Here is a 14,036-nt window from a genome sequence, read left to right as displayed (position 1 = left end):
AATAGCTAACAAGTTAATCAACGACTGATAAAAAATCCCCTCAAGAAAGGTTCTTGAGGGGATTTTTATTTGGGAACATTTCAGCCATTAGAAAAGATATTAAAGCTCTTTAATCTCAATCTGACGCAGCGTCTCCATGTATTCCAAAGTTTCATTCACATCGACTGGCTCGTACAAACGTAATACACCAGCCCAACCTTCAGACACTTCAAAATCATAAGCTGTACCGGTACCACAATTGAATGTGACAGACACCGTGCCATCACCGTTATCTCGCATGGACTCACCCGACGCATAGAAATGCTCAGAATCAATCCAACCGTCCGCACCATAGGTTGTCAAAGAGTAATAACCACCACGCCCTTCAAAGTCCAAGTTCGGTGTTGGAATCGTCCATTCTTGGCAGGTTGTTTTGCCTTGTCCCGGAACACGCTCTAAATACTGTGCAGTGTCTGCTGGTAGTCCGGCATAACCAAATGCCGTCACGTATTTAAAGTGGTGATCTTCTACGTCATCCAAAGTCGCACCAAATCCTTTTAATCCTTCAATAGGCGCGCCATGTTTCATCACGTTATTGATCAATTTCAATCGGTAGTTTTCAACGTCACTTGGGTTGTAGCCTTTGCCTTGATAAGGCTTGTTAGAGTTCGCTTTGATAGAAAGCAGACTCTGACGACGCTTGGTATCTTCGATTGATTCAGCGATACGTGTTCTTGCTAGTACATGAACATGAGTACCCATCGTTAGATCATCGGCAGTCAGATTGAGCGTTTCACCGCGGCGAACCACTTTATGAACAAGGTGGTTTTCGTCCATGATATGAATAATCTGGAAGTAGTCATTGTCCTCGTCCGGCACATGGAACGTCGCACCTTCTGATACATCCACAACCATGGTTGAGTAAACGACATCACGATTAGAGCGAATCACCGTTTGCGCGTCTTTAGATACTGGGTCTGCGTGCAGCCAATGGTTAACACCGACTTTGTTTTGCAAGCCAAGGAAGTTCCAATCAGACTCCGCTTCAGGGTAGTTGTCCCAATTAACACCACCGATAGCCGCGTGGTCATAAACCGCTGAGCTGTTATTGTCTGCAGCCGTTGCGCCGAATGCGGTTAACGCCAAGAACGTCACTAACGTTGTTTTCTTCATAATGGTTTCTCATGTTTGTTTCGATGAGCTCAGTATGTAGATGCTGCGTGATATGCTCCAATTGATTATATGAAATCAAGATATACAATATAGGTATATCTAAACCATTTCGATGATGGAGTCCCTCGATGATGAGTAACCGGTTTAAACAACTAGACCTAAATTTACTTAAAGTATTGAAGGTGTTGATAGAAGTGAAAAATACCCGCAAGGCTTCAGAACTGCTGTTTACCAGCCAACCTTCAATCAGTCGCTCACTACAAAAGCTACGCGATTACTTTGACGATGAGCTGTTCATACGCTCCCAACATGGCCTAGAACCAACCGCCAAGTTGCTTGAAATTAAGCAGACTTTGTTACCCGTGTTATCGCAGTTAGAACAAGTGCTTGAACCAGAATCTGAATTTGACGTTGCTCAGTTTGATGGCACGGTGAACATCGCGATTAACGGTTTTATTGCCAACAGCATCTCAGCAAAGCTAACTCAGATATTGTTAGCACAGGCACCACAGGTAAAAGTGAATATTGTAGATTGGGGAAGCCATACGTTAGATTTACTCACCTCTGGCGAGGTTGATTTAGGGGTCAACTATTACCCACTAGAACTATCTAAACAGGTTTACCAAAAACGTGTCGCAAGTGATGATTTTGTATTGGTATGCCGCACAGGACACTCGCTTGCCAACACATTATTGAAAAGTGACCAGCAAGAACCTTTGCAATTAGCGAGCTTGGTCGTCAGTGATTGGAACGACAATATTGCGTTAGCACCGAACGTGTTAGCTGATGTCGGCATCAAGACTGAGGTCAAAATACGTTCGACTTACTTACACAGCTTATTGTCTATAGTGAAGCAGAGCGACGTATTATTCCCATGTTCAAAACTACTGGCCAACTCGCTTTCAGATGAATTTTCCTTTGTGCAGTTTCCCCACATGCCCAACATGCCCAACATGCCAAATGGCGATATTGGTATGACTATCGGGCGTAAACATCGCAATCAACCGAAAATGCGCTGGTTAGAATCGTGTATCGAAGAGGTATTCAGAGGTTAGCTACCGTGCCTCTAAAAAGTAGACAAACAAAGCTAGCTCTTACTGGTGATTAGCCTCTGCCATCGCCGTTTCAATCAAATCCAACAGCCATTTGAATTTGGCTGAGTGCTGGTTTTTCTTATGAAGATAGGCGAACACCTCCATCTCTTCGGTTCCCTCTTCCAGTCCTTCAATCGCGATTGAGCGTAATACCCCTTTGTGTTGTTCAATCACCGGAGGCATGCAAGGGGCGATAATATTGGAATGCTTGATCGTTTCAATTAACCCAACAATAGAAGTCGTTCGCAGTGCCATGTTAATTGTTTTACCTTGGCTCAACACTTCCTCTTCCAACCGTGAATGTTTGTTTTGGTCGAAATAAGCAAGGTCAACGTGAGCAAATGGAAACGACAACAAATCATCAATCGTCGCGATGGATGCCTTGAAAGGATGATCTTCTCTTACTGCCAATACAAACTTTAAGTTCACGAGAGGTACTGCAATGATCTCAGCAGGTAAATTCTTAGCTTCGAAATGAATGACAAAATCAATCTCGTCACTCTTAAGCCTTTCTAAAGAGTTTTGGGAACTCGTATGGCTGATCAATCTTGAAAGTGGACTTTCTACTGACAGCTGATGAAACAGAGCGGGAGTCAACCAAGGCAGAACATGGGGATTCGCCTCAATCTTAAAATCATCACTGAGGTCCGCGGGATTAAACTGTTTTCCTTCTTCTATCGCCGTAACCAATCCGTCTAATAGCGGGAAAACGCGCTGATAAAGGTCGTCCGAATAAGGCGTTGGTAAAAACTGTTGATGAGACAGCACAAACAATTCTTCACCTAAGGACTCCTTAAGCTTCTTGATGCTTTGGCTAACCGCTGGTGTCGAGACAAACAACTTCTCAGCCGCTTTTCTCAAGCTCTTCTCCTGATACACCACCACAAACACTTTCAATAAGTTCAGATCGATATTGTTCAGTTTCACGAGACACCATAAATCATTGCTTAACGAATGGTTAAGTTTATATGAATTAACTTAACAAAGTCCACTTTGTATAGTTATCCCACCTTCACGAAGTACACGGATGTAGTGAGATAACTCTATGAGGCAGCTATGTTATTACAACGTTCGATCCTTTCTCTAACCCCTCTTTTGTTAGCTAGCGGTGCTATCGCTGAAGAAACAGAAGTTCAAGATATGTCAGACCCATTAGCGGTCTACACGCAAGCAGGCTTCGGCTACACCGATAAGGGCTTAAACCTAAAAGTAGGACAAACCTACGACACTGGCAGTGATACCACCATGGGCATGAATGTGTTCGAAATCAAAGGTATCGCTGGTGAGGCTATTGGTTGGAACGGTCGAGGTGCAGACGACAGTATTGATTCTTTCCGCTTTAGAAACTTCGGTGTAGACCTAACTAATGGCCGAGGCTCGCAAGTTGATATGTCTTGGGATTTCGATAACAACCAAGGCAGCGCGTCTTACAGCTTTATTCAAGCTTTACCACAAATGGGCATGTTTAACTTTTACCCGCTCGCTGGTGTCGGTATCGCAGCAGGTGAAGAGTTGGTTGAAGGCACTGGAGGCGATATCGATGCCAATCAACTTCGTGACCGCTACAACATGCACGGTACTTTCTACGTCGCAGGTATGTACGCCAAGATGCAACTGACTGACAAAGTTTGGCTGAACTATAACCCAATGTATTTAGGCACAATGTCAGGGTCATCAACGTTCAAAGATTTTGGCTTTGAGGGCAGTGACTCAGTACTCGCGCATGAATTTGCAGCGAGCTATCAGATAACTCCAAGAGCCAACGTTCGTTATTTCGCAAACTGGACTGAAAATACCAGTATCGAAGACGGTGATCACCGTATCGAATTTAACTATCAGTTTTAGCAAAGCCATTTTAACTGAGCATTTCTAACGAACGGTTTCAACTTCAAAGAACAGTTTCAAATTAAAAACCAAGTTTCGAATAAAAAAAGTTTCGAATTTTTGAGGACACAACATGAACATTTTATCTAAAGCGACAGCCGGTACTTTCACCTGCCCACTTCGATCGACAGCGATACTCGTTTCTGTAACGGCTTTGTTTTCAGCAACAGCGATTGCTGGAAACGATAACCCAACAGAAACCCTTCAAACACGTGCGGGAGACTTCACCTTCGAAACTGACTTTCTTCATGGTATTCCAACACAAGACAGTTCAGCGAAGCTGTTTGAACTGATGGACTATCAACGTGCGTCACAAGCTTACATTTGGTCGGTGCCTTTGGTTTCAAACTACGCATGGAAACAAGCTTATGCCGACATGGGTGCAGAGGACGGTCAAATTACTTATGTTGAGTCCCATGAATCTAAGCTAGGAGGTTTAACTTACAACACCTCTACGCCTTACGCGATTACTTGGTTTAACGTAGAAAAAGAGCCCGTTGTTATAGAGATTCCCACAGATGAACTGCGCGGTGCTGTGCACACCATGTGGCAAATCGGTATTTCTCAGATGACAGAGCCGGGCGTCTACGTGGTAAAAGCCAAAGGAGCAGAAACACCGACTAACCTGCCAAAAGGCGCTAAGGTTTTTGAGTCAGACACCAACTATGTTTTCTTCGGCGTTCGCTTAATGGCAGATTCAGACCAGCAACGTATGAAAGACTTAGAGGCCCTGAAAATCACCGACCTTAACGGCAAGCCACTGAGTGATAACGGCGTAAACTTCCCTGAGCGTGGTGAAGATGCCAAACACCCAAGAGGTATGGCATTTTGGAATACGTTGAATGAAGCCATTCAAGCTGAGCCAGTAGCAGAGCGTGATCGCATGATGCACGACATGTTACGCGCACTGGGTATTGAGAAAGGTAAGACGTTTGAACCATCAGGTCAGCAGCGTGAGATTTTAGAGCAAGCTGTAGTGATGGGGGAGGCTATGGTTAAGAATATCGACTTCAACAAAACAGAACGCTTGCCACACGCAGCTTACGGTAAGGAAGGCAACTTTTGGGAAGTCGCGACGGCTTCAACACCAAACCAAGATCGTTACTACGGTATGGATCTCGATGGACGCGCAGCTTGGTTCTATGAAGCTGTAACTAACGACGTAGCAATGCACGGTTTTGAAAATGGCGGCTGGGGTCAGATCTACCTAGACAACTACCGTGACGACAATGGCAAAGGGCTAAATGGCAGTAACCACTATACTTTGACGCTAGACGGGGATGTAAATTTCGCCGATTTGTTCTGGACAATTACAGTCTACAACGTAGAGAACCGCGCCATCATCGACAACGATATTGAGCGTGCCGACGTGGGTTCTAACATTGAAGGAACAGTTAAAGATGCACAAGGCAATTACACCTTCCACTTTTCACCAACTAAGCCAGCGGGCGTTAATGAGGCTAACTGGGTGCAAACTCGAGAAGACGAAAACTGGTTTGTTTACTTCCGCGCATACTCACCAAGTAAAGCATTTGTAGCGCAGCAGCCAGAAACCTTACTGCCTAACTTTAAGCGTGTGGACTGATCATCTAGAGCGAATCACAGATCATTTATCTATGCGTCTAAAAACTAACAGGCTCATAGAGCAAAAGAAAAGAGGAGCCTCAGGGCTCCTCTTTTTCTTTTCTATCTTCACTAATAACCAAGTAAGACCTTGATAGAGTTAATCTAAAAGTGAACGAACGTAGTCTGCAATGTCTGGGTCTTGGCAATGATCAAACAAGCATTGTTGGAAGCGCTCACTGCCAACCGCTGTTTTCACGAGATCTTGGTCGATTGCTCTTAGTGAATCAATAAAGTTATCTTTTACCACCGCCGCTTTCACTTCATTCAAAATGGCTGCATTACGTTGCTGTGGTTCTGCACGCTCTAGTGGATACCCATTACCACGCTCGCCTGTGAACGCTTTTTCAAAGATATAACGAATGTTGAGTTCACCTGCCCAGCCAAAGCCTTTAGCAAAAGCGAGTGCGAGAGCATTACCGTTGTTAATTTGGTTAAACAAGAAAGCATCTGATGGCTCTAGGCAGTAACCACAAACCACCCCCGGATGCAGGTTCAGTGACATCAAAGCACCTTGCCCTGTTCCACATCCCGTCACAACAAAGTCCACAGCCTTTGAGTTGATGAGAATACTCGCCATGATACCTAAGTGGATATACGTTAAGTGGTGATCATTCTCGTCGGTCATACCTAAGTTGAAAACATCGTGACCAATGCCACCTGCCACTGACTCTAGCTCAGCTGCAACCATAGCATTTTTACCTGCCTGACTGTTTTCCATCATTAAAGCGATTTTCATTTATCTTCTCCTGCAAGATTGCTGCAAACTCAAAATTTAGAATAAAAAACCAATTAGCGTGCTAACCAACCACCGTCAACAGCAATGGTATAGCCGTTAATATAATCCGATGCTGATGAGGCTAAGAACACACAAGGACCTGCGATATCTTGCGGTTTACCCCAACGCTCAGCAGGAATACGTTCAAGAATCGCTTGATTGCGCTCAGCATCTTCACGCAGAGCTTGAGTATTGTTCGTTTCCATATAACCGGGTGCTATCGCATTCACGTTGATATTGTCTCGCGCCCATTCGTTCGCCATTGCACGTGTCACTCCCATAACTGCACTTTTTGAGGCAGTATAAGAAGGAACTCGAATGCCACCTTGAAATGAGAGCATCGATGCAATATTAATGATCTTTCCGCCAGTGCCTTGAGCCTTAAACTGCTTTGCAACAGCCTGAGACATAAAGAACACGGTCTTGGTGTTCACGTTCATTACGTCATCCCAATCTTGCTCTGAGAACTCAATAGCATCTTGGCGACGAATCACTCCGGCATTGTTCACGAGGATGTCGACTTGACCAAACTCAGCCAAAGTGCGCTCTATAACCCCGGGAATGCACGCTTGATCGAGAAGGTCAGCACGAACGTTTAGGAACGTATGGCCTGCTGCATTCATTTTCTCAATAGTCTCTTCAGGTTCCGTACGGTTAACACCGACAACTTTGCTACCTGCTTCTGCTAGGCCTAATGCAATACCCTGCCCAAGCCCTGTGTTACAGCCCGTCACTATCGCTACTTTCCCTTCCAGATTGAATGACTCTAAGATCATGCTCGCTTCCTCAATTACATTGGATTCATTGCGTATCGTTATTACCAATAATTAAATCATACAATAAGATGTAAATGCGAGAGCGACGTTGTAGAAGTTCGATCTTGAACCAAAATCCGTCTTACAAAATGAAACGAGCACAACAAAATGAATGGATGAGATAATGATTTGAAGAGGAGTGAATCTGTAACCGATGAGAAATAGGGAGCCTGAAGATTCTCTAAATCAGATAATTTGGGATTATGACAACAATTCCATGATTTAAAAGAGTAAAAGGGTTATACATAATGATGTGTTATCTAAATTACTGAAATTATCATGACGCTCAAAGAGATCCTTAAAATTCCCAATGTCCGCTACTTCTTAATGTTTAGAAGCAGCTACTTTGCGCGTTTTTACTACCCTATATTCACCCTACTTTATTTAGATTACGGGTTAACCCTGTCTCAATTCGCGATGCTCAATGTAGTTTGGGCGGCCACCATTGTGCTTGCTGAAGTACCGTCGGGCGCATTCGCCGATACCTTAGGCCGTAAGAAACTGGTGGTGCTGTCTTCGATTGTGATGTTTGTTGAGATCGCCATGATAGCGCTCGTACCAACCGGAAACCCCGACTTGGTGTTCATAGTCTTTCTGATTAACCGGATTCTCAGTGGCTTAGCGATGGCACTGGCCAGCGGTGCTGACGAAGCATTGGCTTACGACACCTTAAAAGAACAAGATAATGAAGAGTTGTGGCCTCGAGTGCTGCAAATCCAGCTTCGTGTCGCCTCAACGGTCGGTATCTTTGTCACACTAATTGGTGCGGCGATGTACGACGTGAATTTTATGACGAACATCTTTCATTTCCTTGGACTAGCCGAACCCGAAAACACTAAAGATCTGATGCGTATTCCTGTGTTCGCCACCCTATTTGTTGCGATGATCGCTATCTATGCCGCGATTAATATGCGCGAAGAGAAAAAGGTGATGCCAAGCGACCAAACCAAATTGGCAACCACCATCTCAAGTCTCAAATTGACGATCGATGCGGGTAAATGGGTATTCGCTACGCCTTACGTGCTGTTCATCTTGCTCTACTACAGCCTATTCGAACACACCTCACGCATGTTCCTAACCATGAACAGCCAATACTATCTGGCGATTGATATTCCAATTATCTACTTTGGTTTTATTGGTGCGGGTATAAGTTTGCTTAAGATTATATTGGCAGGACAAAGCCGAAGATTAGCAGAGAGCATTGAACCTAAAACCTTCATTGTAGTTATGGGATTGGCCAGCATGGCGACTTATTACTGGATCAGTTTAGGTTGGTCGATTTACGGGGTCATTCCGGCACTGGTATTAATCTTTATTATAATGACGATGAACATTTTCATCAGCTACCACCTGAATAAAAAGACCGAATCGCACAACAGAGCCACCGTTCTTAGTTTCAAAGGTTTGATGTTTAACCTCGGATACGGGCTGATCGGGATCTTGTACGCTTACTACTATAAGTTGGTGTCTCAGGGCTACACCGAACAAGAAATAGAGCAGAACCTTGCCTTCTTGGCCTCACTGTCTTCGTTTTTCTATTACTTCACCTTACTGTTCATTTCGATCAGCGCGCTGTTCTATTTCAAAAACAAGAAACAGCCGATCTTCTGAAGAAAGCATCGAACTGTTGAAGAGATCTCTACTGCCGAATAGAGAATAAAAGTGAGCCTGTGGCTATAAACAGATCATGACACTTCTTATCATGTGATTTTTTGTTAGTATCACCACCAAATTACATCACTCATGGAAGCGTCATGTCTTTTAGTTGGATCACCTTTACTCTCCTTGCCGCCTTTAGCCAATCTTGGCGCAATGCCTTTCAAAGTAAATTAAGTGGTACCATGAGTGTGGCTGGCGTGACGTTGGCGCGTTTTATTTGGGCTGGCCCAATCGCCCTTATTTACCTCTACGCCCTCTATCAATGGCAGCCAGTCTCCGCACCGGATTTTTCGGGTGAGTTTGTTTTCTACATTATTGCAGCAGCCATTATGCAGATCCTCGCGACCGGCTTAATGGTGATGTTATTTAAGCTAGAAAACTATGCGATAGGCGCAGGATTAGCCAAGTGTGAAGCTCCCGTTTCTGCAGTGCTCTCCGTGTTGTTTTTTGGCACCGCATTAACAATGACAGGTTGGGTTGGCGTACTTATTGGTACTTTAGGCGTGTTAATCATGAGTAGTGCTTCTGGTTGGCGAAGCTTGTCCCCGAGAGTGTTCTTATTAGGTATGGCTTGTAGCACCGCCTTTGCTTTAACGTCTCTTTGGGTACGGGAAGCAAGTTTGAGCATAGGGTTGCCCTTCCCTCATAGCGCTGCTTGGGTGCTGTTCCTCGTCATTTCCCTTCAGACATGCATTATCTGCACGTATCTTTTCTTCAAGGAACGCGACACGCTGCGCCTGATATTCAAGAAGTCGAAACTGGTCGTCATGACAAGCCTAGCGAGTGTTATCGGTTCTCTGGGTTGGTTTAGCGCAATGTCACTTCAAGCCGTTCCGTACGTAAAGACGCTTGGGCAAGTCGAAGTGATCTTCATGGTGTTGATATCCTACTTCTGGTTAGGGCAAAGCATCGCACGCAAAGACATTGTTGCACTCATCTTACTCTCTATCGCAGCGGTATTGGTGATGTGGCAGTGACTTGAACGTCGCCATACTTAGAGGTTGGATCAAAGAGAACTGGAAATCATACCCAAGTGACATATTCATCCACCGTATAAATATTACCGTGGCGTAAAATGATAAGAACGGCCTCCACATAATTTTTATAGTGCACGTATCAGCTATTAATCATTACCCAATAGGATACAGCCCAATGAAAACCCTTACTCAAATCGCACTAGCAACGATCTTTTTTACAACCTCAATGATGGCATTCGCCGAGCCCGCGACAACAAACCAAGCCCAACTAGAAGCGTCAACCACAACAGTGAAGCATGAAGGAATGACCGTGACGCTAACAGATAAGCATTTTACGCCTGCAGAAGAAACTGAAGCCACTGCTTCACAGACTTTAACGCAAAGCCAAAAAACAGACTCAGCGCCACAGCCAACAATATAATGGCTGTATCAAAATAGTGGCGGGGCAAACTAACACATAAAGACCTGTCATCATCAGGCAGTGACGAGCTCGTTAATATGGCTAGGACAAATTGAAGTCATATTGCGACCGTTTGTTTTCGCTTGATACAACGCTTTGTCGGCTCGGCTAATAAACCCATCCCAATTCTCATGTGGGTGAAGCTGAGCGACACCGAAACTCGACGTCAGAAACATCTCATTCCCTTGCACGGCTGAGATCTCTGAAATAGACAATCGCAGCTTACAAGCAATAGCCTGTGCTTGTAGGAAATTAACATTGGGCAATAAAATCATTATCTCGTCTCCGCCAAAACGGAACGCGCTGGCTGTTGGCGATGTTTTGATTGCACTTTGAACCATTTCAGCAAAAGACTTGATGACGAGATCACCCACAATATGTCCGTGTTGGTCATTGATCGACTTAAAATTATCAATATCCATCATAATGGCACTAACAGGCTTAGTCCCCGCCTGCTTCATGATGACGGGAACCATTTCATCTAATGCTCTGCGGTTTCCAAGTGCCGTTAAAGGGTCGCTGTAAGATAGGTCATGAATAGACCTAAGCAACCTTGCATTAATCAACCAGAGCATCGTGAAGCTCATCGATACGATAAGAACAATACTCACTAAAAAGGCAAGTTGATGAATGAGCGCGGCCGCCATGAAATCCTGCAGCTCAGCCGAAAATAGCGTCACCATTACTCGGAAAGCCATAAACCCGCCATATATCAAAAATGACAAGGCCATCATCCGAGTTGCTAAGGTCAAGTCATCACGTTGCCCCTTCAATACCGCAAAAGCAGTACAAAGAGTCACAAAGGCTAAATAGAAACTAATGAGGATGATTCGAGCCTTGATGGAAGGTTCGTAGTACGTGAAATAAATAAAACATGGTAAAAGAGCCAACATCATCAGACTGCTGAGGTAGGTGCATTTTAGGGAATATTCTCGAAACAGGCACAAGCTATACAAAGCGAGATGAAAGCCAAGCGCAATGACCATGTTGGCGCCAATAACAGTGATCCAATCAGGGAGTTCCCCTCTTAGGCTCAACATCAACGGCCCACTTCCAATAACAAATATTGAAATGGAAAAAATTGAAAGCCCTTTAATGGACTGTTGGGTAAATTGGAACAGCAACAAGCCAATGCAGTAAATGAAAGAGAACAAAATAATAATAAAATTAAGTGTTCTAATATCCAGCGAAAAACCATCCATGATTTACTCTCTTCCCTAAGCCAATTAAATCACAATATGGTCAATAATTATCTAAACCATAAATTTATTCACCATATGAATTATTACACTTTGTAAAATAGGGGATGTGTCACATATAGGGAGATCGGTATCACATGAGTCCATGACATGGATAGGCACGTAAAGCTCGCCCCCCATATGGCTTCATAGCATCACTGAATCTACAGGCTTCTGCACTCGTTACTTGGTTGAATGACGACTGTCTGGCATTATGCGCCCAAGAAATCTGTGGTTATTACACAGCAAAGAAAGAACGAAGGTAGTCAGTGGTAGAAAACAGCCAACAATTAAGTGACCGTTACGACGAACATGGTTACTTTGTTATCAGAAATTATTTCAATGAAGCTCAAATTGCATCGCTTAGAAAAGTCGTGCTGAAATTTCATGAATCATGGAAAGCAGACAATGAAGAATTCTATAAAGAAGAAGCATTTAACTCGTCTTTAATTACGGGAAGCGAGTATTTGCCTGCGGACGATAGAAGCGTGCTTTTCGACTTCATCAGCTCGAAACAAGTGATGGACGTGGTTGATGCGGTGATTCCGAACAAACCGGCATTCATGAATACACAGCTGTTCTTCAACCCAGTAAATCCGCAACAAAAAGACTTCTGGCATCGTGACTGTCAATACGACTACGACATTGATGACCAGATGAAAGTCATCATGGAAACCCAGGTATTGCATCTGCGAGTGCCCCTTTTTGATGAGCCAGGTATGGAACTTATCCCTGGTACACATAAGCGCTGGGACAACGAAGAAGAGTACAATGTTCGCCAAGAAGAAAACGGCAAAGTGAGCAGCGATGACATCTCTGGCGGTAAGCAGATACCGTTAGCCGCCGGTGACTTATTGGTGTTTTCAGCGGATATGATCCACCGAGGCCGATATGGCTTGGATCGTTTGGCTTTGGATATTTTGATCTTCGATTCGGCGGCAGATTATGTCGACTACGTTGATGACGACTGTTTACCAACACCAGCTATGTTGAGCAATATTAGCGATCCAAGGTTGTTTATGAACACGCTACACTTAAAATCAATGCAGTACTCATAATCCATAAAGGTGCCCGAACTATGACTGACACTAAGCAAAATACCCGAATTAGCCAGTTCCGTTTCGGTCAGCCAAAAGAATCTCTCAAGTTAGAACATGTCGCTTTGGGGGCACTAGACAAAGATAAAGTTCGCGTACAAATTGAAGCGACTAACATCAACCCTAGTGATCTGTTGTCGATTTATGGTGTGGGCCAATACAAACATAGCCATCAGCCGCCGAGAGTGCCGGGATTTGAAGCGGTAGGAAGGGTTGTAGAGTCCAATCATGCTGAGTTTGCAGTAAATCAACGCGTGCTTGTGGCAACCAGTGGAACATGGCAGAACTATGTCGATGTATCACCAGATGATCTGTTCCAAATTCCTCAGAATTTAGACAATGGCTACGCCTGTCAGTTGTACATTAATGCGCTAACCGCATGGGTACTGACGACAGAAGTAGCCAAGTTGACCCAAGAAGATGTGTTGATCATCAACGCGGGCAGTTCAGCCATCGGTAAGATCTTCTCCCAGTTGTCAGTGTCACTCGGCTTCAAAATCATTGTCGTTACATCACAGCCGACACAATACCCAACCACTTCCAGTTGGGTGTTAGATGCAAACGACGATTTAGCTTCGCAAATTAAGGCGTTAGGCTTGCCGATGCCAACCGTTGCCTTTGATGCGATTGGCGGCTCACCCGGAACCGATCTTATTCACACCCTTGGCAACAACGGGCGCTTTATCAACTATGGGACGCTGTCTCTGGATTTTTACGAACCACGCTTCTTTGAGTACGCGAAAAGCCAAGACATCGATTTCAGCACATTCTTCTTGCGTTATTGGGAGGAAGCGGAAGGTAAAGATGTTCGCCGTGATAAGTTCACGACCATGCTAGATCACTTCATCACAAACGACATTCAGCTCGACGTTGACCGCTATCTGCCATTCGATGAAGTGCAAACCGCGATTGATCTCATTGAATCGAAAACTACACGCTTGAACGGCAAGATCATCTTACTGCCACAGTAAGTGAGAGTTGGACGATATATACCTTGTTTATTTCAACAGGCAAGATGTTCAACGGCTTACAAACATGCTTATTAATACCCCAACGCTTAGAAAGTTTGATTCAAGTAATTGAGTATTGAGAACGCAGTAAAGAGTTGTAATGCATTTCTCCATAACTTAAGTGGTTACGAGATAGTCATGAGTCACATTTATTTGAAACATCAATAAGTTGTATCACTAGAAATATGATACTGATCACCCATAAGATAACCTCGATTCTATATGGTAGCGTCATACTTAAAACCACGA

The 14,036-nt window shown here is 44.2% G+C and carries 13 protein-coding genes and 1 pseudogene; 8 read left to right on the top strand and 6 right to left on the bottom strand.

The window, feature by feature from the left end:
- Positions 1-99: 99 nt before the first annotated feature.
- Positions 100-375 (bottom strand): hypothetical protein, encoded by a 276-nt coding sequence (locus HRQ85_RS26170; RefSeq protein WP_050633040.1) that lies wholly within the window; start codon positions 373-375, stop codon positions 100-102.
- A 441-nt stretch (positions 376-816) separates the two neighbouring features.
- Positions 817-1,152: pseudogene (locus tag HRQ85_RS26165) on the bottom strand (DUF1254 domain-containing protein); the annotation flags it as partial.
- A gap of 128 nt (positions 1,153-1,280) precedes the next feature.
- Between HRQ85_RS26165 and HRQ85_RS03410 the strand changes: the two are divergent.
- On the top strand, positions 1,281-2,207 hold the full coding sequence (locus tag HRQ85_RS03410) for a LysR family transcriptional regulator (RefSeq protein WP_172378710.1): 927 nt from the start codon (positions 1,281-1,283) through the stop codon (positions 2,205-2,207).
- A gap of 39 nt (positions 2,208-2,246) precedes the next feature.
- On the opposite strand, the gene HRQ85_RS03405 is transcribed toward HRQ85_RS03410, so the two are convergent.
- Positions 2,247-3,173 (bottom strand): LysR family transcriptional regulator, encoded by a 927-nt coding sequence (locus HRQ85_RS03405; RefSeq protein WP_050650941.1) that lies wholly within the window; start codon positions 3,171-3,173, stop codon positions 2,247-2,249.
- A 129-nt stretch (positions 3,174-3,302) separates the two neighbouring features.
- On the opposite strand from HRQ85_RS03405, the gene HRQ85_RS03400 reads away from it, so the two are divergent.
- Together HRQ85_RS03400 and HRQ85_RS03395 are read left to right on the top strand one after the other, a co-directional pair.
- Positions 3,303-4,091, top strand: a complete 789-nt coding sequence (locus HRQ85_RS03400; protein WP_172378709.1) for a hypothetical protein — start codon at positions 3,303-3,305, stop codon at positions 4,089-4,091.
- A gap of 112 nt (positions 4,092-4,203) precedes the next feature.
- Positions 4,204-5,715, top strand: coding sequence for a DUF1214 domain-containing protein (locus HRQ85_RS03395; RefSeq protein ID WP_172378708.1), 1,512 nt, complete (start codon positions 4,204-4,206; stop codon positions 5,713-5,715).
- A gap of 138 nt (positions 5,716-5,853) precedes the next feature.
- Here the strand turns inward: HRQ85_RS03395 and HRQ85_RS03390 are convergent, their stop codons facing one another.
- Together HRQ85_RS03390 and kduD are read right to left on the bottom strand one after the other, a co-directional pair.
- A complete protein-coding gene (locus HRQ85_RS03390) occupies positions 5,854-6,492 on the bottom strand; it encodes an RpiB/LacA/LacB family sugar-phosphate isomerase (RefSeq protein WP_172378707.1) in 639 nt (212 codons plus the stop codon).
- 53 nt (positions 6,493-6,545) lie between these two features.
- Positions 6,546-7,307: a 2-dehydro-3-deoxy-D-gluconate 5-dehydrogenase KduD gene (gene kduD, locus HRQ85_RS03385; protein WP_172378706.1), complete on the bottom strand. Its 762-nt coding sequence runs from the start codon at positions 7,305-7,307 to the stop codon at positions 6,546-6,548.
- 318 nt (positions 7,308-7,625) lie between these two features.
- On the opposite strand from kduD, the gene HRQ85_RS03380 reads away from it, so the two are divergent.
- From HRQ85_RS03380 to HRQ85_RS03370, 3 genes are all read left to right on the top strand, one after another.
- Complete coding sequence (locus HRQ85_RS03380) at positions 7,626-8,957, top strand: MFS transporter (RefSeq protein ID WP_172378705.1); 1,332 nt, start codon at positions 7,626-7,628, stop codon at positions 8,955-8,957.
- 143 nt (positions 8,958-9,100) lie between these two features.
- Entirely contained in the window at positions 9,101-9,982 is an 882-nt protein-coding gene (locus tag HRQ85_RS03375) for a DMT family transporter (protein ID WP_172378704.1), read from the top strand.
- 175 nt (positions 9,983-10,157) lie between these two features.
- Positions 10,158-10,403 carry a hypothetical protein gene (locus HRQ85_RS03370; RefSeq protein ID WP_050632849.1) on the top strand — a complete coding sequence of 82 codons (246 nt, stop codon included), beginning with the start codon at positions 10,158-10,160 and terminating at the stop codon, positions 10,401-10,403.
- Between the two features lie 53 nt (positions 10,404-10,456).
- On the opposite strand, the gene HRQ85_RS03365 is transcribed toward HRQ85_RS03370, so the two are convergent.
- Positions 10,457-11,644 carry a GGDEF domain-containing protein gene (locus HRQ85_RS03365; RefSeq protein WP_172378703.1) on the bottom strand — a complete coding sequence of 396 codons (1,188 nt, stop codon included), beginning with the start codon at positions 11,642-11,644 and terminating at the stop codon, positions 10,457-10,459.
- Between the two features lie 305 nt (positions 11,645-11,949).
- Between HRQ85_RS03365 and HRQ85_RS03360 the strand changes: the two genes are divergently transcribed.
- Together HRQ85_RS03360 and HRQ85_RS03355 are read left to right on the top strand one after the other, a co-directional pair.
- On the top strand, positions 11,950-12,738 hold the full coding sequence (locus HRQ85_RS03360) for a phytanoyl-CoA dioxygenase family protein (RefSeq protein ID WP_017059991.1): 789 nt from the start codon (positions 11,950-11,952) through the stop codon (positions 12,736-12,738).
- 20 nt (positions 12,739-12,758) lie between these two features.
- Positions 12,759-13,748, top strand: a complete 990-nt coding sequence (locus HRQ85_RS03355; RefSeq protein ID WP_172378702.1) for a zinc-dependent alcohol dehydrogenase family protein — start codon at positions 12,759-12,761, stop codon at positions 13,746-13,748.
- The last annotated feature ends 288 nt before the right edge of the window (positions 13,749-14,036 follow it).

The sequence above is a fragment of the Vibrio sp. Vb339 genome, assembly GCF_902751245.1.
In the GTDB taxonomy this organism is placed as follows: domain Bacteria; phylum Pseudomonadota; class Gammaproteobacteria; order Enterobacterales; family Vibrionaceae; genus Vibrio; species Vibrio coralliirubri.
The sequence above is the reverse complement of the archived record's forward strand: the minus strand, read 5'-3'. Positions and strand labels throughout refer to the sequence as shown.